We start from the raw sequence: 24,591 nt of genomic DNA on the forward strand, positions 1-24,591 counted from the left end.
GCTCTGGATAATGTAAGGTCTGGATCATGCGCGTTCTTCTTGTTGAAGACGATCAAACAGTTCGCAATTTTGTAGCCAAAGGCCTGGCAGAAGCTGGGCATTTGGTTGAGCAGGCTGAAGATGGCAAAACCGGGTTATCTCTCGCTGCCAGCGAAAAGTTTGATGTCATCATTCTAGATCGCATGTTGCCAGGCGGTGTAGAGGGCCTTCATATCCTACAAACATTGCGAAATCAAAATAACCTAACCCCCGTACTGCTGCTTTCCGCCTTAGCCGATGTGGATGAAAAAGTGGCCGGACTAAAAGCGGGTGGGGATGATTACGTTACAAAGCCCTTCTCGTTTTCCGAGCTTCAAGCGCGTCTGGAAGCATTGGTGCGCCGTAACAGAAATGAGGCTCAACCCCAGACGCGCCTGGCCATTGGAGATCTGGAAATAGATCTGCTCTCACGCAATGTACGGCGCGCAGGCCAGAAGGTTGAATTGCAACCGCGTGAATTCCGCCTATTGGAATTTTTAATGCGCCATGCCGGTCAGGTTGTTACGCGCACCATGCTGCTTGAAGGCGTGTGGGATTATCATTTTGACCCCCAGACAAACGTAATTGACGTGCATATTTCCCGCCTGCGCCAGAAAATAGACAAGCCGTTCCAGCACGCGCTGGTTCATACCATCCGTAATGCGGGGTATATGCTACAAGAATAAACAGAATTGCAGCCAGAGGGCCGGATAAGAACCTCTTTGGCGCGGTTTAAATTGTTTAGCCTTAGCTGGAATGAGCAGCGCAATGTTTCAACGTATTATTCGTCTCATTCACAAAACCACTGCAGCTATCACTCAAGGCGATCTTTCCCAACGTATCCCACTCTCTAGCAACAAAGATGAAGAAGATAATGTTGCCTCCGCCATAAATACCATGTTGGATAGCGCCAGCCAGCAGATGGAGGATGTGAGGCAAACTTCCAACGCCATTGCGCATGATCTGCGTGCCCCTATCGCACGCGCACGCTCTCAACTGGAAGATGCTGCCCTACATGCACGCACTGAGGCTGAACTTCGGGCAGCCATTGAGCGTGCGGTTGAGCATCTGGATGCTGTTACCAGCATTGGTGACGCACTGTTACGTATTGCGCAGATAGAAGCCGGTACCCGCCGCTCTGCTTTTACCCAGTTTGATATAGTGCCTGCCCTACAGGATATTTTAGAGCTTTACGCCGCCGTTGCAGAAGATCGCGGGGTAGCAATCCAAGCTACTTTGTCCGAAGAACTTCCTTTTTATGGTGATCGCGCCATGTTCCAGCAGGCTATTGCCAATGTGCTGGATAATGCCATTAAATTTTCTCCGTCAGGAGGCAGCATTACCTGCTCTGCCCAGCTTATTCCGCCCTCACTTCATTCAGAAAATGACGGCACTATAGAACTCACCATAGCTGACAACGGCATGGGCATGACACCAGAAGACATGCTGCATGCCACAAAACGTTTCTTTCGGGCTGAACAGACACGCCATATTTCCGGCTCAGGCCTTGGGCTTTCTGTTGTGCAGGCTATTGTGCAGCTTCATGGGGGGCAACTGCACCTCGCCAACAACAATCCCGGCTTGATTGTGCGTATTGAAGCCCCGTTGCCCAGCAAGACAATCAGTAAGATTGCGGAAATTAACGGTTAATCTAACGTTTTAGAGACAACCCTACCTTTGCAGCAGATACATTGCCTTTCTGCCTTGAACTTGCCCCACTGATAGATTGTTATCGTAGTAGCAAGCATTCACCTGTTGTAGACAGCCTGAGAAAAAAGCGCTGCTCTTTGCCAATAGGGAAACATCTGGTCTCATTCATTTTCTGATATCAAAAGGAAACACACCCTGATGCGTTTTTATTCTCGTTCCATGTTGTTCCTCCTTTCCGCAAGTTCCTGCGCATTCATGACAATGCTCCCCACAGCTCATGCGGAAGACACAAATACTTTCACCAAACTTGAGCTTTCTGCTTCTGGCACCACAGATGCCACGCCAGACCAGCTTACCGCCATATTCCGGGCAGAAGCACGCAACAAAAATGCAGCAACCGCCCAGCAGGCTGTAAATGCACTGGTGCAGAAAGTTACCGAACAGATAGGCAAAAATGATGCCGTGCAGTTAGCGGTAACAGGATACGATGTTTCTGAAACACGCCCAGACAAAGACCCTGCTTTCTGGACAGCCACCCAGAGATTGAGCCTAAAGGCCCAAAATGGCAACGCGCTCCTGCCTTTAGCCGGACAGTTACAGGCGAATGGCCTTATTCTGGAAAGTCTAGATTGGTCTATTTCTGATGATAAGCGCGAAGCTCTGTTTTTAGATGCTGAAAAGAACGCCATTGCCGAGCTTAAAAAACAAGCAGATACGGTGGCGGCATCTCTGGGCTTACATGTTGTGCGTTTTTCAAACGTAATCATGTCTGAAAACCAAATCATGCGCCCCATGCCTATGATGATGTCCATGGCTCGCAGCGCAAATGCCCCGGCAGCACCATCCAGCACAGCGCAAACCCAGCACGTTCGCGCAAATGCACACGCAACTATCTTACTCGCACCATAAAACAGAAACCCCCTGCCTCCTTAATAAGGAGGCAGGGGGTTGTACTGGAAATCAGACTAAAAACACGGTTTAGCGCGGGGCCAGAACCATGATCATCTGGCGGTTTTCAAGGCGCGGCATCTGCTCCACCTTGGCAACCTCATCCATTTCGCCACGAATGCGTTCCAGAACCTTAATACCCAGTTCCTGATGCGCCATTTCACGACCACGGAAGCGCAGCGTAACCTTTACTTTGTCACCTTCACCAATAAAGGTTTTCACAGCACGCATTTTAACCTGGTAGTCATTTTCGTCGATATTCGGACGAACCTTGACTTCCTTGATTTCAATGACCTTCTGCTTCTTCTTGGCTTCGTTGCGCTTTTTCTGCTGTTCGTACTTGAACTTGCCGTAATCAAGAATCTTCGCAACAGGCGGTTCGGCATTCGGGCTTATTTCAAGAAGATCCAGCCCAACACTATACGCTTTTGCCAAAGCATCACGCACAGTCATAATGCCTGCCATTTCGCCATTTTCATCAATAAGGCGAACCTGTGGCACACGGATTTCTTCATTCACTCGCGGCCCTTCTCGGCTGGGCGGCGCGGGATACGGTGATCTGGCTATGGTCGGCTCCTGTAGTACATTTCAATAATTTGCAGAGGCCCCTTTCGGAGCTTCTACCTGTGGTTAGTATGTGCGCAATTATCTGCGCTTTATCAAGCAGGGCAAGCACAAAAACATCTTCATTGCTGCCCTGCTGTGGCAATAAAACTCCGGTTCACCCTTTTTTGCGCAAATCTGGCGGTGTTGCTTCGTTTTTCAGGCGGGCAACAGCATCATCCAAGCTCAGAGTCTCTTGTGCCTGGGTGCCAAGGCGGCGCATGGCAACAGTGCGTTCTTCTGCCTCACGCCGGCCAACAACCAGAATAACCGGAACACGGGCCACGCTGTGCTCGCGCACTTTGGCGTTGATCTTGTCATTCCGCACATCGGCTTCCACAGCCAGCCCGGCTTCACGCAGAGCAGCAGCTACTTCCTCTGCATAAGGTGCGGCATCGCTTACGATGGAGGCCACAACCACCTGCACAGGTGCCAACCAGAGTGGGAAACGCCCTGCGTGCTGTTCGATCAGAATACCAAGGAAGCGTTCGAAAGAACCCAGAATGGCACGATGCAGCATAACGGGGCGATGCCGCCCGGAGTCTTCACCAATATAGCTGGCATCGAGTCGTTCTGGCAGAACCAGATCAACCTGCAAGGTGCCGCACTGCCAATCACGCCCAATGGCATCACGCAGCACAAACTCCAGTTTGGGGCCGTAGAATGCGCCTTCACCGGGGTTATGTTCGTATTCCACCCCAGCCACGGTGCAAGCTTCTTTCAGAGCGTTTTCAGCCTTGTCCCACACTTCATCGCTGCCAGCACGCTGCTCTGGGCGGTCAGCAAACTTTACGCGCACATGCTCAAAGCCCAGATCCTGATACACATCATGCAGCATCTTTACGAAGCGCACAGTTTCATCTGCAATCTGATCTTCGGTGCAGAAAATATGCGCATCATCCTGCGTAAAGCCACGCACACGCATCAGGCCATGCAATGCGCCTGAAGGTTCATACCGATGGCATGCACCAAATTCTGCCATACGCAGCGGCAGTTCCCGATAAGAGCGCAAGCCATGCCGGAAAATCTGCACATGGCAGGGGCAGTTCATGGGCTTGAGCGCAAGAGTTTTGTTCTCGTCCTCAACCGTCGCAATGAACATGTGGTGGCGGTATTTATCCCAGTGGCCAGAAGCCTCCCACAAGGCACGGTCAACAAGCTGCGGTGTGCGCACTTCCTGATAACCGTGACGTGTTTGGGCGCGGCGCATGTAATCCTGCAGCGCCGTATAAAGCCGCCAGCCTTTAGCGTGCCAAAACACCTGCCCCACGGCTTCTTCCTGAAAATGGAACAGGCCCATTTCCTTACCGATCCGGCGATGATCGCGCTTTTCTGCTTCTTCCAACTGGTGCAGGTGAGCATCCAGCTCCTTCTGATCACGCCACGCCGTGCCGTACACACGGGTCAGCATGGGGTTACGATGGTCCCCACGCCAATAAGCGCCAGCCACCTTCATCAGTTTGAAAGCATTGCCTACATCCTTGGTGGTACGCAAATGTGGGCCACGGCATAGATCCAGCCATTCACCCTGCCGATAGATGGAAATTTCTTCATCTTCCGGCAGATCACGAATCAGTTCGGCTTTGAACTTTTCACCGCGCTCTTCAAAAAAACGGATCGCATCATCGCGCTTCCAGACTTCACGCACAAAAGGCTCAGCCTTAGCGACAATTTCACGCATCTTGGCTTCAATGGCCGCAAAGTCTTCCGGGGAGAACGGTTCAGAACGATAGAAATCGTAATAGAAGCCGTTTTCGATGGACGGGCCAATCGTCACCTGAGTGCCGGGGGATAGCGCCTGCACGGCTTCTGCCAGCACATGGGCAGCATCATGCCGGATAAGTTCCAGAGATTCCGGGTCCTTGCGGGTAATAAACCGCAGGGCGGCATCTTTGTTGATGGTCTGGCGGATATCGCACAGTTTTCCATCCACTTCCATGGCCAGGGCGGCTTTGGCAAGACCGGGACCGATAGCTTCCGCCACCGTCGTGCCTGTCACCGGCCCGTCAAAACTACGAACAGAACCGTCAGGCAAGGTAATGGCGGGCATGGTCAAAGGCTCCAGAAAAGAAAATCAGAAACTGATAGAAGATGCTTAATGACGCCACCAGAGCGCGGCTGCAACCCTTTGCACACAAAGCAATGCAAGATCTCGCACACGTAGCACGCGCACCTGCCCTGCCTGCCACCCTAACGGGGCTGTAAGTGCAGGGTTACTATCAGCAGAAAACAGCACAACGCAGCGGCAACCCATAACGGCAGCCAAATGCATGGGGCCTGTATCATTCCCCACAGCACATTGGGCCCGTGCTGCCAGCCCGGAAAGCTCTGGCAGAGTGGTTTTGCCCATTAGATTTAGGGCTTGTGGGCAATAATCCAGAATATCCTGCGCCAAAGGCTGCTCGGCTTCATGCCCCACCATTACGGGAAGCAAACCACGACGGGCAATTTCTGCTGCCAGTTCACCATACCGTCTGGCAGGCCAGCGCTTGGCTGGCCGATGCACGGCTGCCCCGGGCACAATCAGCACATAGGGTTCATCTAGTTTTGGCCCTTTATCACGCAACCATGAAACATCTGGTTGCGGCACATCCTCAATACCAGCCACACGTAGCTGATCACGCTGGCGAGCACGGGTGTGCATTTCATCCCGCCATGGGTTTAAATGGGCCAGATTACCTTTTCCCACATGCCCACACCATGATGCAGGCCGACCAGCCAGCACAAAATATCGCGCTGTGCGAGCAGATGTCTGCAAATCATAAACCCAATCATACCTGCGCAACATCTTACGCAGGGCGCGTATTTGGGGTACATCTGTCCAACGCGGGCGTGTATCCGTAAGCACTTCATCAAACCAAGGTGAAAGCCGGGCCAGCTCAACAAACGGCGCAGTTGTTAGCAAGGTGATATGTGCAGCAGGATATGCCTGCCGAATGGCCTGAAACGGGCCAAAACTTTGCACGAAATCTCCCAACGCACCCAAACGGATAACAAGAACCCGTTGCGGTGTGTGCCCTTGGTTTTTTTCAGAATGAACTAAATTGCTCATGGTGTATCCGGATCTGCGGCCATAACGGCAAGATCCTGCCGAGCCAGATCTGCTTCATGGCTATCTGGCGCCAGATCAAGCACCCGCTGCCAATCTGCCTGTGCGCCGGTAGCATCTCCTTTGCGTTCACGCACAATGCCGCGTTCCAGCAAGGCTGCCGGGTTTTCCGGCTCTATTTCCAAAGCATGCGCGACATGCGTGGCAGCCGTATCAAGTTGCCCTACGCGGCGCTCTGCAGATGCCAGCAGAACATAGGCATCGGCTCCAATATCTGGCTTTTTGGCCACCAGCGCAGAAAGTTCTTTAACCACAACATCGGCCTGATCCTGCGCCAGCAAAGCACGGGCACGCAGCAAATGCAGGCGGGTATCATCTTCAAACGCCAGCCCGTAATCTACACTGCTCAAGGCTTTTTCTGGCTGCCCAGCAGAAAGCCAAGCATCTGCTGCATCTTCCTCCAACCCAGCGCGAAAGCTGGAAGGTGCGCGCTCTGCGTGTTCTATAGGCTGGTGGGCAAGTTCATCCAGTTCCTGTGCCGCGCTTTCTTCATCCCCGGCTTCCAGCAATGCCAGAGCGTGACAATGCTTGGCCTCCTGCCCTCCGTTGCCGTGGCGCTCCCAGTCCAGCGCGTAATCTCTGGCGCCAAATGGATCATCCCTCACCATGGCCATACAGGCTTCGACCGACCATTTCTGCCCATTGACTGGCCCGGATGCAGCCGCAGCATGGCCGCGTGCAGTGGCCGCCATAACAGGTGCGGAAACAAGCAACGCTGTGCCTGCAACCACGCAGGGAAGATGCCGCCGTGTAGGCACAAAAGAAAACTTCATCCTGCCTCCATACCAAACAGGTTCATTCACGCACAGGCCGGGAACCTGAAAAGGAAGAACAGTTCTGCCCTACTGATCTTATGGCACAAAATGTGCAAATTGTGATAACACCCTGTTCATGAGCAGTTTTCTGGCCTCTGCCTCCATTCTGCAAATCCTGCCCGCTCTGGAGCAGGGCGGAGTGGAAAGAGGCACCATAGAAATGGCGCAGGCCATTACGCAAGCTGGGGGCAAAGCACTTGTCATCAGCTCTGGTGGGCGTATGGAACCTCTGTTGCGGCATAGTGGCGCAGAGCATATTACCCTTCCCGATTGTGGCAGCCGAAACCCGTTAAAAATTGCCAAAAACAGCCATTTCCTCAGCAACATCATCCGCCAGCACAATGTGCAGCTTGTTCATGCCCGCTCTCGCGCACCTGCGTGGGTTGCCAGAATGGCCTGCAAGCGCACACAGACACCTTTTGTCACAACATGGCATGGCGTGCATGCCAACAGCTTTCCCGGCAAACGGCATTACAATGCCGTTTTAGCATCTGGTGACCGTGTTATTGCCATTAGCAACCATATCGCCCAGCGCCTTGCGGAAGAATACCATGTAGGACCAGATCGACTACGCACTATCCCGCGCGGGGCAGATACCGATCAATTTTCACCTCAAGTGGTGTCCAGCCAGCGTGTGCACCGTTTGGTAGAAGCTTGGGCGCTTCCGGCTGATGCGCCGGTTATTCTCATGCCCGGCAGGCTGACAGCGTGGAAAGGCCAAAGCCTTGTACTGGATGCGCTGGCACAACTGCTAGACCTTTTACCGGATATAAACTGGCACTGCGTGTTTGCTGGTGGTGGCACGCCAGAAGATAAATATGCACAGGAACTTAGTACAAAAGCCGCACAACTGGGCCTGACTGACCGCGTGCGTTTTGCGGGCCATTGCGATGATATGCCTGCCGCCATGATGCTTGCCAACATGGTGGTTGTGCCCTCCCTCCGCCCAGAACCCTTTGGCCGTGTGGTGGTGGAGGCTCAGGCAATGTGCTGCCCGGTTATTGTAGCGCATCATGGCGCAGCAGTAGAAACCGTAGCCCACGGCCAAACGGGCTTTAGCTTTACCCCTGAAAACGCCAATGAACTGGCACAGGCCATTTATGATGTGCTAGCTGCGCCGCCAGAAATTTTGGAAGCTATAGGATACACTGCGCGCCAGATGGTACTGAGCCATTACAGCACCTTTGCCATGCAACACGCCACACTGGCTGTGTATGACGAACTGCTTGGCACCACTCTGGCAGAACACTTTGCTAGCATTAAAAATGACCCTGCCCTCTTTCAGGAACCAACATTTGCGGGATAAGGAAGAAAGACTTTAATTTTCCTGACCTGGAAGGAAGCAGGACACAGGCATGACTGCTACTTCTCTTACAAACCCGCCCTCAATCTTTATGCGGCCTCCGCAACATCTGGCCTTTATGGCAGCCCCTACAGAAACCGCCCGAGATGAGCTTGACCGGCTGGTAACCCGTTATGGCAACTGCCACCCCGGCGAGGCAGACGTTGTGATCTGCTTGGGCGGTGATGGTTTTATGCTGGAAACCCTGCGCGTTATTCTGGAAGCCGGGTTGACCACCCCAGTTTATGGCATGAACTGTGGATCTGTAGGGTTTCTGATGAACCCTACAGATGAAGAAGATCTGCCCTACAGATTGGCGCATGCACAAGCTGCAATTATTCACCCCCTGCGTATGAAAGCCGTAACAGCGCACGGTGAAGCGCAGGAAGCACTGGCGCTGAACGATGTTTATCTGTTCCGCCAAACACGACAGGCAGCCAAATTACGCATTGATGTGGACAGGCTGGTGCGCATTCCCGAGCTAATTTGTGATGGTGCGTTATTAGCCACGCCAGCCGGTTCCACCGCCTATAATCTTTCTGCCCACGGGCCAATTGTACCGCTTTCTGGCAATTTGCTTCCACTCACCCCTATCTGCCCATTTCGGCCACGCCGCTGGCGCGGGGCACTTCTACCTTCCTCGGCCCATGTCGGCTTTAGTGTTCTGGAGCACGATAAACGCCCGGTTGCAGCCGTTGCCGATTCGATAGAAATTCGAGATGTTGTTTCTGTGCAGGCGTGGGAAGACCGTGAATTGGCCGTAACCTTGCTGTTTGACCCCGGGCAAACCCTTTCCGAGCGTATTGCGGCGGAACAGTTTTCTGCATGATGCCGCAGTGTGGCCGCTTTCAGGCACCAAAAGCAGGTTGCCTCTGTTCTTCTTCCTCTTTTTCTGGATTAGTCTTCCATTTAATGCAGAACATGTTTCCTTTCTCTCGCCGCCTTGTCCTTCTGTGTGCCGCAAGTTTACTTGCCACCAGCGCGGTCTCACATGCTCAGATTGTCACCAACAGTCAGGCTCTGGACAGCTTGGGCGGCGGCGCACCCGTAGCAGCACCCACAACTCCTGCTGCACCTGTGCGTGAAGCAGCTCCACGCCGGACAACAACGCCCGTGCGCACTGAAACGCGCCGCCGCGTTGTGGAAAAGCCGCAAGCCACCACAACGCAGAAAAAAGAAACATCCAGCGTAAAAAATACGCAGCCGGCTGCAACTGCGCCTAAAAGTGCACCAGCCCCTAAACCGACAACCACGGTTCCGACCGTACCCGCACCCGTGGCTAAGGCTCCGCCTGCCCCGGCGCAAGAAAGCAAAAGTGCAGCACCTGCAGTTCAGCCGCACAAACCACCGCCACCGGCAACAATACCCAATGCTCCTCCTCCGCTGCCGCAACTAACTCCGGCACCATCAGACGTGGAAGTTCATCCTTTCCCCGTGCCTCCGCAGCCCTCTGTGGATCTGAAAGCCCAAGGCGTGGTGACGCCTATTGAAGGCGGTGTGCGCATTACCTTTGCGCCAGAAGCAGCCACACTTAACCCAGAAACACATCAGGCCATTCTGGCATTTGGGCAGCGCTTGTCTGACAAACCGCATGAACGCGCCCTGATAGATGCCTACAGCTCTGGCGCTGTAGATGATCCATCATTGCCACGGCGTATGGCATTGGCACGCGGGTTGGCCGCACGCAGTGTGCTTATGAATGGAGGCACACCCTCCACCCGCATTTATGTGCGCGTTATTGGTCTACCCAAACAATCCGCACCCAACACACCGCAAGATTATATTGATATTTATCAATCTGATGTTGAGCCCTGAGAACGGACTCTTCAGTTCTGCGGCATCTTAAAGGGGTGTGACCATATCAGCAGAATATTGCTGCCTATGGGTATTTCCCTTTGTGCAGGCCCAAACTGCGTTTGCGCCTGCCGGGCCTGATCTGCACTTTCACATACAATAAAATTGCCGCCTGTTTCATACCATTGCCGCTTGCTGAGGGTATGAAATGCTTTGATGCCTGATGGCATGAACTCAATGGGCGCAAGACGTGTCGGAAATGGCAGACTATTGCGGGCAGCGCTCCAATATGGGGCAAAACCCTGCTTAAGCTCCATTTGTTCCAGAGTGCGATTTACGGGAAAGTTTTGGTTTGCCGCAGCATATCCCAAAACAGGGTGTGGCAGAATTGTTACCGCATATAAAATACAGCAGGCACCCAACAGCAAACCATAACCACGGGACATCTGCACATGCCGAATGACCAGCAAGACAGACAACAAACACGGAAAAACCAGATAGCGGAATGACTGCTCATCCATTGTCAGTTCGCCAAAAACAAAAGCAGCCAACATAATAACAATGGCAAATACGGATGAGAGATCAAACAGGCTCCATTGCCGGTTTTTGCGCAGCGCATAAAAGCAGCTCCATACTGCGCCACCAGCACAAGCCAGATGGAACAGTTCGCGCCCAGACCCTGAAAGCGTTATCGGCTTTCCAAAAAAATCAGCACCAAAATACTGCAAAAAGCCGGAAAACAGGACGCTCAGATTATAAGAGGCCCGACTTTGTGAGCCAAAAGACGAACTCCACAACCCCGGCACATGGAAGGCCCCATTATGGACCAGCACTGTCTTAATAACGTGCTCCAGCAGCAAAGCCCCCACCATGCCGCTGGCAAGCCCGAAATATCTTGGAGCACGTTGTTCGAGGCTGCATCCGATAGCCGCCAGAATAACTGGCAAAGCCAGAGTGTATTTTACCAGATCATCACTGCTTAACAGCAGCGCAACAAACAAAACGGTACCACTCCAGCACGCGCAGGTGCCGAACGCACTTTTGGATTGTAGGTATTGAGGCTTCTGCAACCACATCAGCCAGAACAGCAACATGCCCACATAAGCGCCAACATGATAACAAGGCGACAACACCAGATGGACGGCAAAGGCGCTAGGCACCCCTAACAACACAAGAAGCGGCCACCCCGTATTGCCCTTTGCCAAACCAGCAATATGAAACGCCAATAACATGGCAATGGCCCACAGCATGGCGGGCACGATGTAATAAAAAGATACATGCCAGCCAAACAGGCCGACCATCACAACATAAGGCAGTATTTCGGTAAAATAGAAGGATTGGGTAGAAAGGTCCCACCCTTTCAGCAAAACATTGCCGTGCAGAATATCCTGCGCTGCCAGCAAGGTAGAAACACTGTCTGAATTAAAAGGCTGCGTCATACCCAAAGTAGTATAAAGCAGCGTTAAAGCCACAAACGCCACCATATACCCTGCTACGGTTTGGTATGTTTTGTGTTCAGCCACAGTGATTTTTCCCTCACAATGCGCCATGAAAAAAACCGGCCTTTCAGCCGGTTTGTTTTTAGCTCTCTAAAAGAGACTGCTCTATTTTTTCCCGGGCTTCTGTTGCCAATTGGTCCACCCGTTCATTTTCTGGTACACCGGAATGTCCTTTTACCCAGTGCCAAGAAACCTCATGCCTTTTGGCTACGTCCAGCAGCCTGCGCCATAAATCCATATTGGCAACTGGATCACCCGATGCATTGCGCCAATTCCGCCTTACCCAGCCTGTATGCCACCGGGTAATGCCATTGCGCACATATTCGCTATCTGTATGCAGGTTCACCACACAGGGGCGTGTCAGAGCTTCCAGCGCTTCTGCTGCGGCTGTGAGTTCCATACGGTTGTTGGTGGTTTCACGCTCACCGCCAGAAAGTTCCCGTTCTACGCCTTTGCAGCGTAGCAGAACGCCCCAGCCACCTGGGCCGGGGTTTGGGCGGCATCCGCCATCTGTCCAGATTTCAACCGCCAGAGCGGGTTGTTCTGTTGCGTTGCTATTTTCAGAATCCGTAGGCATCGGCACTTTCCGTTTCCAAATGGAAGCGCAGGCGCTTCAGATAATCCATAGGATCTTTGGGCGTGACCAAGGCATCTGCTGGCGTGTTGATCCAGTCATACAGCCGGGTTAGCAAAAAGCGCATGGCCGCACCTCTGGCCAGAACAGGCATAAGCTTACGTTCTGCTGGCTCCAGTGGGCGTATTTCCTCATACCCTTGCATCATGTGCCGGGCAAAGGTGATGTTAAACGCCCCATCCGCCTGAAAACACCATGCGTTCAAACAGATGGCAATGTCGTAGGCCAGTAAATCCGTGCAGGCGAAATAGAAATCAATCACGCCTGAAACGGCATGATCCAGAAAGAAAACATTATCTGGAAACATGTCTGCATGAATCTGCCCGCGCGGCAGAAGTGGATTATTCCCCCGTCCCGGCCAGAACGGCAGAATATGCTCAAGCGCATTTTGCAGTTCATCCCGCAAGCCAGCGCACACATTATCCGCGCCTGCGCCACAGCTTTGCAGCAGCGCAAACCACGCATCTGGCCCCAAACCATTCTGACGTTCCGGCTTATAGGAACGCCCTGCCACATGTAGTTGTGCCAAAGCGCGCCCAAGCGGGCGGCAGTGTTCCAGCCTAACCACACGCGGCCAAACACCGGGCAAAAATGTGGTAATAGCAGCAGGCCTGCCAGCCAGTGTTTTGAGCACATGACCTTGCGAATCAGCCACGGGCTGGGGGCATGTTACCCCCTCACGCGCCAGATGCTGCATCAGCCCTAAAAACCAGGGCAGATCCTGCGCATTCACCCGTTTTTCGTACAGGGTAAGAATGTAATCTCCATCTGTTGTACGCAGCTGGAAATTACTGTTCTCCACCCCTTCGGCAATACCGCGAAACGCAACCAGAGACCCTATGGCGTAATCCTGTAAAAACGCTTCTAGGGCCTCGTTCCCAACGTCCGTATAAACGGCCATGCAGCACCTTTAGCCTAGCGGTGCGGGAAGGCGGAACGTTACGTTTTCTTCCTTCACAATCCGCTCTTCAATGCACAGCGTGTAACGCTTGGCCATTTCTGCCAGCATTTCCTGCACCAGTGCTTCTGGCGCAGAAGCACCAGCCGTAATGCCCAGCGTGTTCACGCCTTCCAGCACAGACCAATCCAGAGAATCCAGACGTGGCACCAAAAGTGCGCGCGGCGTGCCGGAACGTTCTGCCACTTCACGCAGACGCTGGGAGTTGGAAGAGTTGGGAGAGCCAATAACAATGACCAGATCGCACTCGGGTGCGATGGTTTTAACAGCTTCCTGACGGTTTGTGGTAGCGTAGCAAATATCTTCGCGCTTTGGCCCTTCAATCAGCGGAAACCGCGCACGCAGAATATCTACGATTTCTGCCGTATCATCCACAGAAAGTGTTGTCTGGGTGATAAAGGCTAGACGTGTTGGATCTTCCGGCTCTACCGTACGGGCTTCTTCTGCATCGTTAATCAGCGTCATGGCACCCGGCGGCAGTTGGCCCATTGTGCCAACCACTTCTGGGTGGCCTGCATGGCCAATCATCAGAATATGGCGGCTTTCTGGCCCACCACCAGCGAAATGACGCTCAGCTTCACGGTGCACCTTAGAAACCAGCGGGCACGTGGCATCTAGATACAGCAGGTTACGGCGTTCGGCCTCAACCGGCACGGTTTTTGGCACGCCATGAGCAGAGAAAACAACGTGGCCATCTACGGGAACTTCATCCAGTTCCTCAACAAAAATGGCGCCTTGTGCTTCCAGCTCTTCCACCACTGTCCGGTTATGGACAATTTCATGGCGGACATAAACAGGCGCGCCGTAGCGGCGGATGGCTTCTTCCACCACACGGATGGCGCGGTCCACCCCTGCGCAGAAACCACGTGGGCCTGCCAGCAGAACCTTAAGAGATCTGCCGTACTGAGCATCTGCGCTCTGGGGCGGGGTAAGGGTATCAGTTTGATCGGGCATGGTGTTCCCCAAAGTTGCAGCGGACTGTATAGAAGAAAACTGGCTATGAAGAAGCATATTGAAAACAGGCTATGCCCGAAACCCATAAAGGTGACGGAAGTTGTGGCCTACGCAAAGGACGCATGGGATGCAACCCGTTTTACGGCATCAAAGCCTTGAAAAACATACCTATGTGGGTGTGATGGCTGCTATCTGCTGTGTTCAACCCGTTTTAACCGATAACGCCGGATCCATACATGTTCCCTAATCACAACCAACGGCGCAGCCTGTTCCCCCGTATTGCCGCCCCGGGTCTGGCAGCACTTGGGCTGCTGGCCACCCTTAGCGGCTGCGGTGATGGTGAAAGCAAATCCATGGATTTTGCGCCCACCTGCCCCATTACGCATATTCCCTCTGAAGCCGCAGATTACTACCTCTACCAAGGTAAGCAGACGGGTTTTAAAAACATGATCGCCCGCGCCAGCATCCTGCAATTACAGGGTGATTGCCTTGCCGCAGGCCCCAAGGACCTGAAAACCCGAATCGTATTGCGCTTTGTGATTGAACGTGGCCCAGCAGCGGCAGCCAATACGCTTACCCTACCGTGGTTTATTGCCGTGCTGCACGGGGACAGGATTGTGAACAAGCATGTGTTCCGCCACACCGTGTCCTTCCCGGCCAACCTCTCTACCTTTGAAGACGATACAAAGGTGATCACAGTGGATCTGCCTATTCCACCCAAAAATGTGGATTCAGATTATCGGTTTGAAATTGGTTTCCAGCTCACCAAGGATCAGCTTGAATATAATCAGCTTCACCTTAAGCGCGCGGCTTATCAGGCTTACTGATATTAGGTGGTAGCACTTTGCTGGGGGCTTTTATCACCCCCAGCTAAAACACCTTTGATCGGGAAGCTGGCTGCGTTTCTGGAGGGAAACGTGCGGCCTTTATGGCTGCCTGCTGGCGCTGTGCCAGAGCCTGTTCATCAAAATCCTGCACGATTTCATGGAATAGCTGATACCAGTTCATCTTAACCTTCAGCCGCATGAATACAGAACCCAGCCCAAGAGCTGAACGATCAACCAGCACAAACTCACGCGGCAGGCGCACACCTCCGGCTTTTTGCAGCCCATCATGCACCTTGGAAAGAATTTCCCGCCCAAGGGCTGGGTTGTTATCATCCTGAATGTAGCGTTCTTCATCTACCATCAGCGGGGCATATAACAGCCCTGCCCATTCGTTCAGAACAGCCACTTTCTCACGCGTCAGGTCACGGAAGCCCCATGCTTCATAAGCATGAGCGGCCATGTCCATATCCTTGTTACGGAGCGCGTAATACAGATCAATATTACCCTTGATGAACGAAGGCTGGAAAATACGGATAGCCCCAAAATCCAGTAGATTCAGGCCAGCATCTTCCCGCATGGTAAAGTTGCCCATATGCGGGTCACCATGCACCACGCCATACTGATACAGTGGCACATACCATGCTCGGAACAGCGCGCGTGCAATGCGTTTTTTCTGTTCTTCTGTCAGGCCGGCCTTGATGGCTGCATTGAGGTTTTGCCCCTGCACCCACTCCATAGTCAGCAGCCGCTGCGTGCATAGTTCATCTATTGGCAAAGGCACCGTAACTTCGGGGCAATCTGCCAGCACGGCATGATAGAGGCGCATATTGGCGGCCTCGTGCCGGTAATCCAGCTCTTCCCGCAGTCGTTCAGAAAGTTCCTCCACCACATCATCCTGCCGGATGGCATTATCCAGCTTGTGGTAAACCCCAATAGCCATACGGAACTGGCGCAGATCGGCCTCAACAGCCGCCTTCATATCAGGATACTGCAACTTACAGGCTACGCGGCGGCCATCAGTCAACACAGCCTGATGCACCTGCCCAAGGCTGGCCGCGGCAGCAGCTTCCCGCCCGAAGGAACGGAAATTCTTTTCCCACCCCGGACCAAGCTCCGCCGTCATGCGGCGGCGCACGAAGCTCCATCCCATTGGCGGCGCGTTAGACTGGAGCTGCGCCAACTCATCGGCATATTCATCCGGCAACGCGCCGGGAATGGTGGCCAAAAGCTGCGCTGCCTTCATGAGCGGGCCTTTCAGCCCACCCAGCATGGATTTAAGATCTTCTGCGTGAGAAGCCCCACCAGAACGCAGGCCGATCTTGTTACCTGCCAGCCGGGCTGCAATGCCACCAACGGTTCCGGTTGTTTGCACCATACGGCGCAGTTCACCAAAAACGCCGGTATTATCCATATCTCGCGCCATAATCAGCCTTGCTCCAACTGGTCAATAAAGCCGGAAATGACATCCAGCCCCTTGCGCCAGAAACCCGGATCAGATGCATCCAGCCCGAAGGGAGCCAGCAGTTCCTTATGGCGGAGGGTGCCGCCTGCTTCCAGCATGGCAATGTATTTATCCTGGAAACCCGGCGCGCCTTCACTGAACACCTGATACAGCGCATTCACCAAGCAATCTCCGAATGCATAGGCATACACATAGAACGGAGAATGGATGAAGTGCGGAATATAAGCCCAAAACACATCGTATTCCGGCGTAAAGTTAAAGGCTGGACCAAGGCTTTCTGTCTGCACACTGCGCCAGATAACGCCAATCTGTTCGGGAAGTAGCTCACCCTTTTTACGGGCATCGTGCACGCGGGTTTCAAATTCATAAAATGCAATCTGGCGCACCACGGTGTTGAGCATATCCTCAACCTTGGCGGCCAGTAGCAGACGACGGCGCTGCGGATCTTTTTCTGCATCCAGAAGAGACTGGAATGTTAGCATCTCGCCAAACACACTGGCCGTTTCAGCCAGTGTCAGCGGCGTGTCGGACATGAAGTAGCCCTGCTTTGCCGCCATAACCTGATGCACACCGTGGCCCAACTCATGCGCCAACGTCATGACATCCCGAATACGACCATGATAGTTCAACAGAATATAAGGATGTGCTGAAGGCACAGTAGGATGTGCAAACGCACCGGGGGATTTGCCCGGTGCAGGTGGCACATCAATCCACGGGTTGGTCAGGAAAGTGTTAATAACCTTCCCCATACGCGGGTCAAAACCATCATATGCTTTTTGCACAATGTTTTTGGCTTCAGACCACGGAATCAGCTTGTCATCATTGCCGGGTAGCGGGGCGTTGCGGTCCCAATGTTCCAGTTTGTCCAGCCCCATCCACTTAGCTTTTAAGGCATAATAGCGATGGGAAAGACGCGGATAATCTTCCCGCACGGCAGAAACAAGCGCATCCACCACTTCATCTTCCACCATGTTAGAAAGATTGCGAGATGAGGTTGGCCGCGCAAAATGCCGCAGATTATCCGAAATGGATTTATCCTTGGCCAGCGTATTGGTAATGAGCGCAAAGAGGCGGACATTCTTTTCAAAAACGCCACCTACAGCTTTGCCTGCCTGCTCTCGCGTTGCCCGATTTGTATCAGACAAACGGTTGAGCGCATCTCCCACCGTAATTTCCTGCCCATCCAGAGTGACACGCAGGGCTGCAATCGTTTCATCAAACAGACGGCACCATGCCTGCCCACCGGTTACGGATTTTTCTAGCAAAACCTTTTCCACATCATCAGAAAGCTGATGCGGGCGATACATGCGGATATCACGCAGGTAAGGCTGCCAATGCGCCAGTGCGGGATCTTTCAGCTTTTCTTGAAGGTCCGCTTCTTCCAGCCGGTTCAGTTCCAGCGTGAAAAACAGCAGATGGGTGGAAATGGCCGTCAGCCGTTCATTGATGGACTGGCTGAACTGACTGATGGAGGCATCTGAAGAATCTGCGGCAAACAGCAGGGAAGCGTAAGACCCTGCCTTGCCCAGCATTTCCTCAATAACTTCAAAGGCTGCGATGGCGTCTGCCAGTTCCTTGCCGGAAAGGCCGCTGATTTTGCCCTGATACTTCTTGGCAAAATCCTGTGCCTTTTTTTCTGCTTCAGCCAGATCAGCATGCAGCTTCGGATCATCCATCCCTGCGTAAAGGGCTGAAAGATCCCAACGCGGAAGAGAGGCCGCCCCCTGCCCTGCAGGTGTGTTGGCAACGGTACCGGCTTGTGTTGCAAAAACCGGAAGCGAATGTGAACGGAGGGAATGCGCTGTGTGTTCCATATTGAACACTTTACAGTGCATTTCTGCTGGAAGCGAGAGGCCGTGAACACAAGCGCGGTTCACATGCACAACAGATATGAAAAACAAATGGGCGGAAGGTTTCCCCTCCGCCCATCTGCTTCTGTCAGCTTGCAATCAGCCTTATGGTTCAGGCTGTTTTTTCTAGCTGCTGCTCCGGCACCGTAAAGCCGATAATACGGGCGTAATCCTTGGGAACAACGTGCCAGAAGTGCGGCAGAACCTCATCCCATTTATGCAGCAACATGCTGGCATAAGCAGAACCTGTTTCTTCCACATGCCGTTCAACAAGGCCGCGCAGCATCTGTTCCCATTTAGGTTCAGTTACGCGCACCCATAGCAAGGATTCGGGGTTTACCCGGCTATCAAACACATTGCTCTTGTCCAGCACAAAGGCCATGCCGCCGGTAAAGCCCGCGCCAAAGTTATCACCCACATCATCCAGCACCACTACGGTGCCGCCAGTCATGTATTCACACCCGTTAGACCCACAGCCTTCTACAACTGCGGTTGCGCCAGAGTTACGCACGGCAAAGCGTTCACCCGCCTGCCCTGCGGCATATAGTTCACCCGCAGTGGCCCCATACAGAACCGTGTTACCGATAATGGCGTTCTTGTTAGATACCAACGTGGAGGACGGAGAAGGACGCACCGTAATGGTTGCGCCAGAAAGCCCTTTACCCACGTAATCGTTGGCATCGCCCAGCACTTCCAGCTTGAGCCCCTGCACGGCAAACGCCCCCAGAGACTGACCGGCAGAACCACGCAGGCGCACTGTAAGATGCCCCGGTGCCAATGTTTTCATGCCAAACTGACGCACGATCAAAGAGGAAATGCGCGTGCCAATGGCGCGCTGGGTGTTCTGCACATTGTAGTGCAGCTGCATTTTTTCACCATGATCGAACAGCGGCTTAGCATCGCCAATCATCTGCGCATCCAGCGTATCGGGCACTTCATTCCGGCCATCCAGAGTGCAGTAGCGCGCAAACGGCCCCGGATCTGCCTGAGACAGCAGAGAGTTCAGATCCAGATCATCCAGATAATCATCCCCGCGGGAAACCTGCCGCAGCAGATCCGTGCGCCCGATAATTTCATCCAGAGAGCGGAAGCCCAGCGAAGCCAGAATATTCCGCACATCCTCTGCAATGAAGGAGAACAGGTTGATGACCTTTTCTGGCGTACCTTCAAATTTGGCACGCATTTTGGGGTCCTGCGAACACACGCCCACCGGGCAGGTGTTGGAATGGCACTGGCGCACCATAATGCAGCCCATGGCCACAAGGCTAGCCGTGCCAATACCAAATTCCTCAGCCCCAAGCATGGCGGCTATCACCACATCACGCCCGGTTTTGATGCCACCATCGGCCCGCAAACGCACACGATGGCGCAGGCGGTTAAGCATAAGCACCTGATGTGTTTCTGCCAGCCCAAGCTCCCACGGCAAGCCCGCATATTTAATGGAGCTTAGCGGACTTGCGCCTGTGCCACCACAGTGGCCGGAAATCAGAATGGCATCAGCTTTTGCCTTGGCCACACCAGCGGCAATGGTGCCAATACCAGAACGTGCCACCAGCTTAACGGTAACCGTTGCTTCCGGGTTAATCTGCTTCAGATCGTAAATCAGCTGCGCCAGATCTTCGATCGAATAGATATCATGGTGCGGTGGCGGAGAAATCAGCGTCACACCCGGTGTGGCATGGCGCAGCTTGGCAATTAGCTCCGTGACCTTAAAGCCCGGAAGCTGCCCACCTTCACCCGGTTTGGCACCCTGTGCCACCTTGATTTCCAACTCACGGCAATCATTCAGATACTGCGCCGTTACACCAAAGCGGCCAGATGCCACCTGTTTGATGGCGGAAGATGCGTTATCCCCATTCGGGCGTGGCTTGGCGCGTGCCGGATCTTCCCCACCCTCACCAGAATCGGATTTTGCACCAATGCGGTTCATCGCGATGGAAAGCGTTTCATGCGCTTCCGGGCTGAGCGCACCCAGGGAAATTGCCGGAGAAATCAGGCGTTTACGCAGTTGCGTAATACTTTCCACTTCTTCTACCGGAATAGGCGTGCGCCCATCACGGAAGTCCAGCAGATCACGCAGGGCTACAGGCGGCTGAGCATGTACGGCATCTGCATAGCGCTGGTAGATGGTAAAGCTGCCAGTGGCCACTGCTGTTTGCAACATATGGATAAGGCCGCCATCAAAAGCGTGCTGCTCCCCACTCCGGCGCAGCTTGTAAAGGCCACCCACCGGCAGAGTGAGCGCATTGGTTGCAGCCCATGCACGTTCGTGCAGTTGCAGCACGTTGCGCGCAATACCGGAAAGCCCAATACCAGAAATACGCGAAGGCATGCCCGGGAAGAATTCTGCCGTAAGCGCGCGGGAAAGGCCCACCGCCTCAAAATTACAGCCGCCACGATAAGATGCCACGATGGAAATACCCATCTTAGACATGATCTTGAGCAGGCCTTTATCCACCGCTTTACGGTAGCGTTCCATGCACTCACGCAGGCTCATCTGCCCAAACAGACCACGGCGATGCCGGTCTGCAATGCTTTCCTGCGCCAGATAGGGGTTAACCGTGGTGGCGCCCACGCCAATTGTTACCGCAATGGCGTGCACATCCAGCGCCGTAGCTGTACGCACGTTCAGAGACGTAAATGTGCGCAAGGATGTGCGCACCAGATGCGTATGCACAGCACCTGTCGCCAAAATCATGGGGATAGATGCACGTTCGGCAGACTGATCTTCATCCGTCAGGAACACGTGGGTGCACCCACCGCGCACACCTTCTTCTGCCTCACGCCGGATACGGGCAATGGCTTCACGCAGACCTGCTTCCCCATCCTTGGAGGAGAATGTGCAGTCAATCACGCAACCAGACGCACCAGTGAAATTACGCAGCCCTTCATACTCACCAGATGTCAGCACCGGGCTAGGCAGTTGGAGCATGTCACATTGTTCGGGCGACTGATCCAGAATATTACCCAGATTTCCCAACCGCGTTGTCAGACTCATTACGCGGGATTCGCGCAGAGAATCGATTGGCGGGTTGGTAACCTGGCTGAACATCTGCCGGAAATAGTGCGCCAACCCACGATAACGCGGAGAAAGCACAGCCAACGGCGTATCATCACCCATGGAGCCAATGGCTTCACTGGCGGTAGATACCATCGGATGCAGAATAGCTTCCAGTTCTTCCAGCGTGCTGCCCACAGCCAACTGGCGGCGGCGCAGTTCTTCACCTTCATAATAAACTGGCTCCGTCACATCCGAACGGACGATATGGCCAATTTTCTGGGTGCGTTTAATCCAACTGGAAAAATCCTGCCGTGCAGCAAGCAGATCAAGCAGTTCGGTATTACCGTACAGCTTGGCTTCCTGAAGATCGACGCCGATCATCTCACCCGGTCCAAGGCGGCCACGGCTGACAATAGCGTTTTCAGGCACGCGCACCATGCCGGTTTCAGAGCCGACAATCAGCAGATTATCAGTTGTGACCGTATAGCGCAGCGGGCGCAGGCCGGAACGATCCAACCCGGCCACAACCCAGCGGCCATCTGTAGCGCAGAGTGCTGCGGGGCCATCCCACGGTTCCATGACTGCGTTGCAATACGTGAACATGTCACGGTGCGCGGGCTTCATGGAGGAATTGCCACTCACGCTTGCCGGGATCATCAGCGCCTTAGCAAATGGGGCATCACGCCCTGCAAAAGTCAGCAGTTCGTAAACATTATCCAGAGTTGCGGTATCGGACCCACCAGCCTGCACCAGCGGCTTGATATCTGCCATCCACGGATCAAGATCTGGGTGAGAAAGCCGTGTTTCATGACTTTTCATCCAGTTGATGTTGCCTGAAATGGTGTTGATTTCACCATTATGCGCAAGGCGACGGAATGGCTGTGCCAGCTTCCATGTTGGGAAGGTGTTAGTGGAGTAGCGCTGGTGATAAATAGCAAAGCGGCTGACAAAGCGTTCATCCAGCAGATCTGGGTAAAACTCTGTCAGATGCTCGGCAAGGAACATACCTTTATAAATAACAGACCGGCATGATAGCGAGCAGATATACAGATCAACCTGCGCGGCAATGGCTGCTTTTTCTATCCGGCGACGGATCACATACAGATCACGCTCAAATTCCTCTTCCCCCTTGTTGGGAAGATTGCGGATAAGGATCTGCTCAATTTCCGGGCGCGTTGCGTTGGCTTTTTCACCAATGCAGGAGGTATCAATCGGCACCTGACGCCAGCCATAAATGCCGTATCCAAACGCCAGAATCTGGGTTTCGATAATCTGGCGGCACTGTTCCTGCGCAGCCAAATCGGTTTTGGGTAGAAACACCTGCCCCACCGCAATCCGGCTTTCGTCTGGGCGATCACCCGTGCTGGTGATGGCATCTGCAAAAAATTCCTGCGGAATTTCTACATGGATACCTGCGCCATCACCTGTTTTACCATCGGCATCCACAGCGCCGCGGTGCCAGATAGCTTTCAGCGCGGCAATACCGGCTTCAACCACCTCACGCCGGCGCTTGCCATCCAGTGCGGCCACAAGGCCCACACCGCAGGAATCGCGCTCATCAGCGGGATCATACAGCCCATCCAGCGCGGCCACGTTGGAATCCCACGCTTTCAGAAATTCCTCGCCACTTTCAGCGGAAACGGTGTTGGGAAACTGTTCCATATCCATTAGCCCTGCTCCGCCTTGGCGGTAGCCATTATATTTTCCTGAATCCATGTGTGCATGCAGGCGGCTGCATCGCGCCCATCACGAATGGCCCACACAACCAGACTGGCCCCACGCACAATGTCCCCTGCGGCGAACACGCCCGGCAGAGATGTCATGAAATCTTTCTGACCAACCTTGAGCGTACCCCAGCGAGATACGGCCAGATCCTTCTGCCCCCACAGTTGCGGCAAAGGTTCCGGATCAAACCCAAGAGCCTTGATAACCAAATCAGCATCCAGCGTGAAAGAAGACCCCTCCAACGGCTCGACCGACTGGCGGCCCGTAGCATCTGGTAGGCCCAACTTCATCCGCACGGCACGCACGGCAGAAACATGACCTTCGCCCAAAAATGCTTCGGGGGCTGCCAGCCATTCAAACTGCACGCCTTCTTCTTCCGCATTTTTTACTTCGCGGGCAGAACCGGGCATGTTGGCTTTATCGCGCCGATACACACATTTCACGGATTTTGCGCCTTGGCGAATAGCCGTACGCACGCAGTCCATTGCGGTATCACCACCGCCCAGAACTACCACGTTTTTGCCCGCTGCATCCAATGCCTGAGCTTCTGGCGGCAAGGTATCCCCCAAGGAACGCCGGTTAGAAGCCGTAAGGTAATCCAGCGCCTTTTCAATACCTGCCAGCCCAACGCCGGGGCCACCGATTTCACGCGATTTGTAAACGCCTGTTGCAATCAAAACGACATCATGGCGGCTACGTAAATCTGCAAAAGACAGTTCGCCTTCACCATCGCCAATGCCTTGGCCGAGATGAAAGACCACGCCACCTTCTTCCAGCAACTGATGGCGGCGCGCCACAATATGTTTTTCCAGCTTAAAGCCAGGAATACCGTAAACCAGCAGACCGCCTACCCGATCATACCGATCATATACATGCACTTTATAACCTTGTGCACGCAACTGATCTGCCGCTGCCAAGCCAGCCGGGCCCGCACCAATAATGGCAACAGATTGGCTGCGCTCCAGCACCGGGCTAACAGGTTTAACCCAGCCTTTTTCAAACGCGGTATCGGTAATGTAGCGCTCTACAGCGCCAATGGTCACACTTTCGAAACCCGGCTCGATAACGCAGTTACCTTCACACAGCCTATCCTGTGGGCAAATACGACCACAGATTTCTGGAAAGGTATTGGTGGCGGAGGAAACGCCATAGGCTTCTTCCAACCGCCCCTGTGCCGTGAGCATCAGCCAATCAGGAATATTGTTGCCGAGCGGGCAATGGACCGAACAGAACGGCACACCGCACTGCGAACACCGGCTGGCCTGTTCGGTGGCTTCTGGTGTTGCGAAGTCCTTATAAATTTCATCAAAATCTGTCCGCCGCGCCGTAGCCGCGCGCTTGTCTGGCTGCTTTTGCGGCACAGAGACAAATTTAAGCATCTTGGTCGTCATGTGGCATCCCC

19 protein-coding genes are annotated in these 24,591 nt (G+C 53.7%); 7 read left to right on the forward strand and 12 right to left on the reverse strand.

Going from position 1 to position 24,591, the window contains the following annotated elements; all coding sequences use genetic code 11:
- Positions 1 to 26: 26 nt before the first annotated feature.
- The 3 genes from A4S02_RS07990 to A4S02_RS08000 all read left to right on the forward strand — a co-directional run bounded on the left by A4S02_RS07990 (position 27) and on the right by A4S02_RS08000 (position 2,577).
- Positions 27 to 704, forward strand: a complete 678-nt coding sequence (locus A4S02_RS07990; RefSeq protein WP_019089241.1) for a response regulator transcription factor — start codon at positions 27 to 29, stop codon at positions 702 to 704.
- Positions 705 to 786: 82 nt separating this feature from the next.
- On the forward strand, positions 787 to 1,668 hold the full coding sequence (locus A4S02_RS07995) for a HAMP domain-containing sensor histidine kinase (RefSeq protein ID WP_070323452.1): 882 nt from the start codon (positions 787 to 789) through the stop codon (positions 1,666 to 1,668).
- A 198-nt stretch (positions 1,669 to 1,866) separates the two neighbouring features.
- Positions 1,867 to 2,577, forward strand: a complete 711-nt coding sequence (locus tag A4S02_RS08000) for an SIMPL domain-containing protein (protein ID WP_019089243.1) — start codon at positions 1,867 to 1,869, stop codon at positions 2,575 to 2,577.
- A 69-nt stretch (positions 2,578 to 2,646) separates the two neighbouring features.
- On the opposite strand, the gene infC is transcribed toward A4S02_RS08000, so the two are convergent.
- The 4 genes from infC to A4S02_RS08020 form a co-directional block, all read right to left on the reverse strand.
- Positions 2,647 to 3,183, reverse strand: a complete 537-nt coding sequence (gene infC, locus A4S02_RS08005) for a translation initiation factor IF-3 (RefSeq protein ID WP_035351884.1) — start codon at positions 3,181 to 3,183, stop codon at positions 2,647 to 2,649.
- 154 nt (positions 3,184 to 3,337) lie between these two features.
- On the reverse strand, positions 3,338 to 5,269 hold the full coding sequence (thrS, locus tag A4S02_RS08010; RefSeq protein ID WP_070323453.1) for a threonine--tRNA ligase: 1,932 nt from the start codon (positions 5,267 to 5,269) through the stop codon (positions 3,338 to 3,340).
- A gap of 45 nt (positions 5,270 to 5,314) precedes the next feature.
- Positions 5,315 to 6,271, reverse strand: coding sequence for a glycosyltransferase family 9 protein (locus A4S02_RS08015; protein WP_070323454.1), 957 nt, complete (start codon positions 6,269 to 6,271; stop codon positions 5,315 to 5,317).
- A complete protein-coding gene (locus A4S02_RS08020) occupies positions 6,268 to 7,131 on the reverse strand; it encodes a tetratricopeptide repeat protein (RefSeq protein ID WP_070323455.1) in 864 nt (287 codons plus the stop codon). Before A4S02_RS08020 ends, A4S02_RS08015 begins: the two co-directional genes overlap by 4 nt.
- An 88-nt stretch (positions 7,132 to 7,219) precedes the next feature.
- On the opposite strand from A4S02_RS08020, the gene A4S02_RS08025 reads away from it, so the two are divergent.
- The 3 genes from A4S02_RS08025 to A4S02_RS08035 are packed head-to-tail and all read left to right on the forward strand — an operon-like array spanning position 7,220 to position 10,300.
- A complete protein-coding gene (locus A4S02_RS08025; RefSeq protein WP_070323456.1) occupies positions 7,220 to 8,449 on the forward strand; it encodes a glycosyltransferase family 4 protein in 1,230 nt (409 codons plus the stop codon).
- A gap of 49 nt (positions 8,450 to 8,498) precedes the next feature.
- Positions 8,499 to 9,314 (forward strand): NAD kinase, encoded by an 816-nt coding sequence (locus A4S02_RS08030; protein ID WP_019089248.1) that lies wholly within the window; start codon positions 8,499 to 8,501, stop codon positions 9,312 to 9,314.
- Positions 9,311 to 10,300: a hypothetical protein gene (locus A4S02_RS08035; RefSeq protein WP_070323457.1), complete on the forward strand. Its 990-nt coding sequence runs from the start codon at positions 9,311 to 9,313 to the stop codon at positions 10,298 to 10,300. The genes A4S02_RS08030 and A4S02_RS08035 overlap by 4 nt, the downstream gene beginning before the upstream one ends.
- Before the next feature lie 11 nt (positions 10,301 to 10,311).
- Here the strand turns inward: A4S02_RS08035 and A4S02_RS08040 are convergent, their stop codons facing one another.
- Genes A4S02_RS08040 through ispH form a run of 4 tightly spaced genes read right to left on the reverse strand, consistent with a single transcriptional unit; the run spans position 10,312 to position 14,324 of the window.
- A complete protein-coding gene (locus tag A4S02_RS08040) occupies positions 10,312 to 11,829 on the reverse strand; it encodes a hypothetical protein (RefSeq protein ID WP_070323458.1) in 1,518 nt (505 codons plus the stop codon).
- Positions 11,830 to 11,860: 31 nt separating this feature from the next.
- A complete protein-coding gene (gene rnhA, locus A4S02_RS08045) occupies positions 11,861 to 12,355 on the reverse strand; it encodes a ribonuclease HI (RefSeq protein WP_003623207.1) in 495 nt (164 codons plus the stop codon).
- Positions 12,339 to 13,313 carry a homoserine kinase gene (locus A4S02_RS08050; protein ID WP_019089252.1) on the reverse strand — a complete coding sequence of 325 codons (975 nt, stop codon included), beginning with the start codon at positions 13,311 to 13,313 and terminating at the stop codon, positions 12,339 to 12,341. Before A4S02_RS08050 ends, rnhA begins: the two co-directional genes overlap by 17 nt.
- 9 nt (positions 13,314 to 13,322) lie before the next feature.
- Complete coding sequence (gene ispH / locus A4S02_RS08055) at positions 13,323 to 14,324, reverse strand: 4-hydroxy-3-methylbut-2-enyl diphosphate reductase (RefSeq protein ID WP_070324221.1); 1,002 nt, start codon at positions 14,322 to 14,324, stop codon at positions 13,323 to 13,325.
- Positions 14,325 to 14,560: 236 nt separating this feature from the next.
- Here ispH and A4S02_RS08060 point away from each other — a divergent pair, with 236 nt between their 5' ends.
- Positions 14,561 to 15,151: a hypothetical protein gene (locus A4S02_RS08060; protein WP_019089253.1), complete on the forward strand. Its 591-nt coding sequence runs from the start codon at positions 14,561 to 14,563 to the stop codon at positions 15,149 to 15,151.
- A gap of 43 nt (positions 15,152 to 15,194) precedes the next feature.
- Here A4S02_RS08060 and A4S02_RS08065 read toward each other — a convergent pair whose 3' ends face one another.
- From A4S02_RS08065 to A4S02_RS08080, 4 genes are all read right to left on the reverse strand, one after another.
- Positions 15,195 to 16,574 carry an ABC1 kinase family protein gene (locus A4S02_RS08065; RefSeq protein WP_070323459.1) on the reverse strand — a complete coding sequence of 460 codons (1,380 nt, stop codon included), beginning with the start codon at positions 16,572 to 16,574 and terminating at the stop codon, positions 15,195 to 15,197.
- Positions 16,575 to 16,576: 2 nt separating this feature from the next.
- The gene (locus A4S02_RS08070) at positions 16,577 to 18,514 is read right to left on the reverse strand and encodes a M3 family oligoendopeptidase (protein ID WP_070323460.1); all 1,938 of its coding nucleotides are present in this window, start codon (positions 18,512 to 18,514) and stop codon (positions 16,577 to 16,579) included.
- Between the two features lie 61 nt (positions 18,515 to 18,575).
- A complete protein-coding gene (gltB, locus tag A4S02_RS08075) occupies positions 18,576 to 23,132 on the reverse strand; it encodes a glutamate synthase large subunit (RefSeq protein ID WP_070323461.1) in 4,557 nt (1,518 codons plus the stop codon).
- A complete protein-coding gene (locus A4S02_RS08080) occupies positions 23,132 to 24,580 on the reverse strand; it encodes an NAD(P)-dependent oxidoreductase (RefSeq protein WP_070323462.1) in 1,449 nt (482 codons plus the stop codon). The genes gltB and A4S02_RS08080 overlap by 1 nt, the downstream gene beginning before the upstream one ends.
- Positions 24,581 to 24,591: the final 11 nt, after the last annotated feature.

It is taken from the genome of Acetobacter ascendens, assembly GCF_001766235.1.
In the GTDB taxonomy this organism is placed as follows: domain Bacteria; phylum Pseudomonadota; class Alphaproteobacteria; order Acetobacterales; family Acetobacteraceae; genus Acetobacter; species Acetobacter ascendens.

Excerpts from the sequence above, each read along its gene's own strand:
- gltB (WP_070323461.1), bottom strand. The coding sequence starts at position 23,132 with ATGGATATGGAACAGTTTCCCAACACCGTTTCCGCTGAAAGTGGCGAG.
- A4S02_RS08025 (WP_070323456.1), top strand. The coding sequence starts at position 7,220 with ATGAGCAGTTTTCTGGCCTCTGCCTCCATTCTGCAAATCCTGCCCGCT.
- A4S02_RS08000 (WP_019089243.1), top strand. The coding sequence starts at position 1,867 with ATGCGTTTTTATTCTCGTTCCATGTTGTTCCTCCTTTCCGCAAGTTCC.
- rnhA (WP_003623207.1), bottom strand. The coding sequence starts at position 12,355 with ATGCCTACGGATTCTGAAAATAGCAACGCAACAGAACAACCCGCTCTG.
- A4S02_RS07990 (WP_019089241.1), top strand. The coding sequence starts at position 27 with ATGCGCGTTCTTCTTGTTGAAGACGATCAAACAGTTCGCAATTTTGTA.
- thrS (WP_070323453.1), bottom strand. The coding sequence starts at position 5,269 with ATGCCCGCCATTACCTTGCCTGACGGTTCTGTTCGTAGTTTTGACGGG.
- A4S02_RS08015 (WP_070323454.1), bottom strand. The coding sequence starts at position 6,271 with ATGAGCAATTTAGTTCATTCTGAAAAAAACCAAGGGCACACACCGCAA.
- A4S02_RS08060 (WP_019089253.1), top strand. The coding sequence starts at position 14,561 with ATGTTCCCTAATCACAACCAACGGCGCAGCCTGTTCCCCCGTATTGCC.
- A4S02_RS07995 (WP_070323452.1), top strand. The coding sequence starts at position 787 with ATGTTTCAACGTATTATTCGTCTCATTCACAAAACCACTGCAGCTATC.
- A4S02_RS08050 (WP_019089252.1), bottom strand. The coding sequence starts at position 13,313 with ATGGCCGTTTATACGGACGTTGGGAACGAGGCCCTAGAAGCGTTTTTA.
- ispH (WP_070324221.1), bottom strand. The coding sequence starts at position 14,324 with ATGCCCGATCAAACTGATACCCTTACCCCGCCCCAGAGCGCAGATGCT.
- A4S02_RS08065 (WP_070323459.1), bottom strand. The coding sequence starts at position 16,574 with ATGGCGCGAGATATGGATAATACCGGCGTTTTTGGTGAACTGCGCCGT.
- A4S02_RS08030 (WP_019089248.1), top strand. The coding sequence starts at position 8,499 with ATGACTGCTACTTCTCTTACAAACCCGCCCTCAATCTTTATGCGGCCT.
- A4S02_RS08035 (WP_070323457.1), top strand. The coding sequence starts at position 9,311 with ATGATGCCGCAGTGTGGCCGCTTTCAGGCACCAAAAGCAGGTTGCCTC.
- A4S02_RS08080 (WP_070323462.1), bottom strand. The coding sequence starts at position 24,580 with ATGACGACCAAGATGCTTAAATTTGTCTCTGTGCCGCAAAAGCAGCCA.
- A4S02_RS08040 (WP_070323458.1), bottom strand. The coding sequence starts at position 11,829 with ATGGCGCATTGTGAGGGAAAAATCACTGTGGCTGAACACAAAACATAC.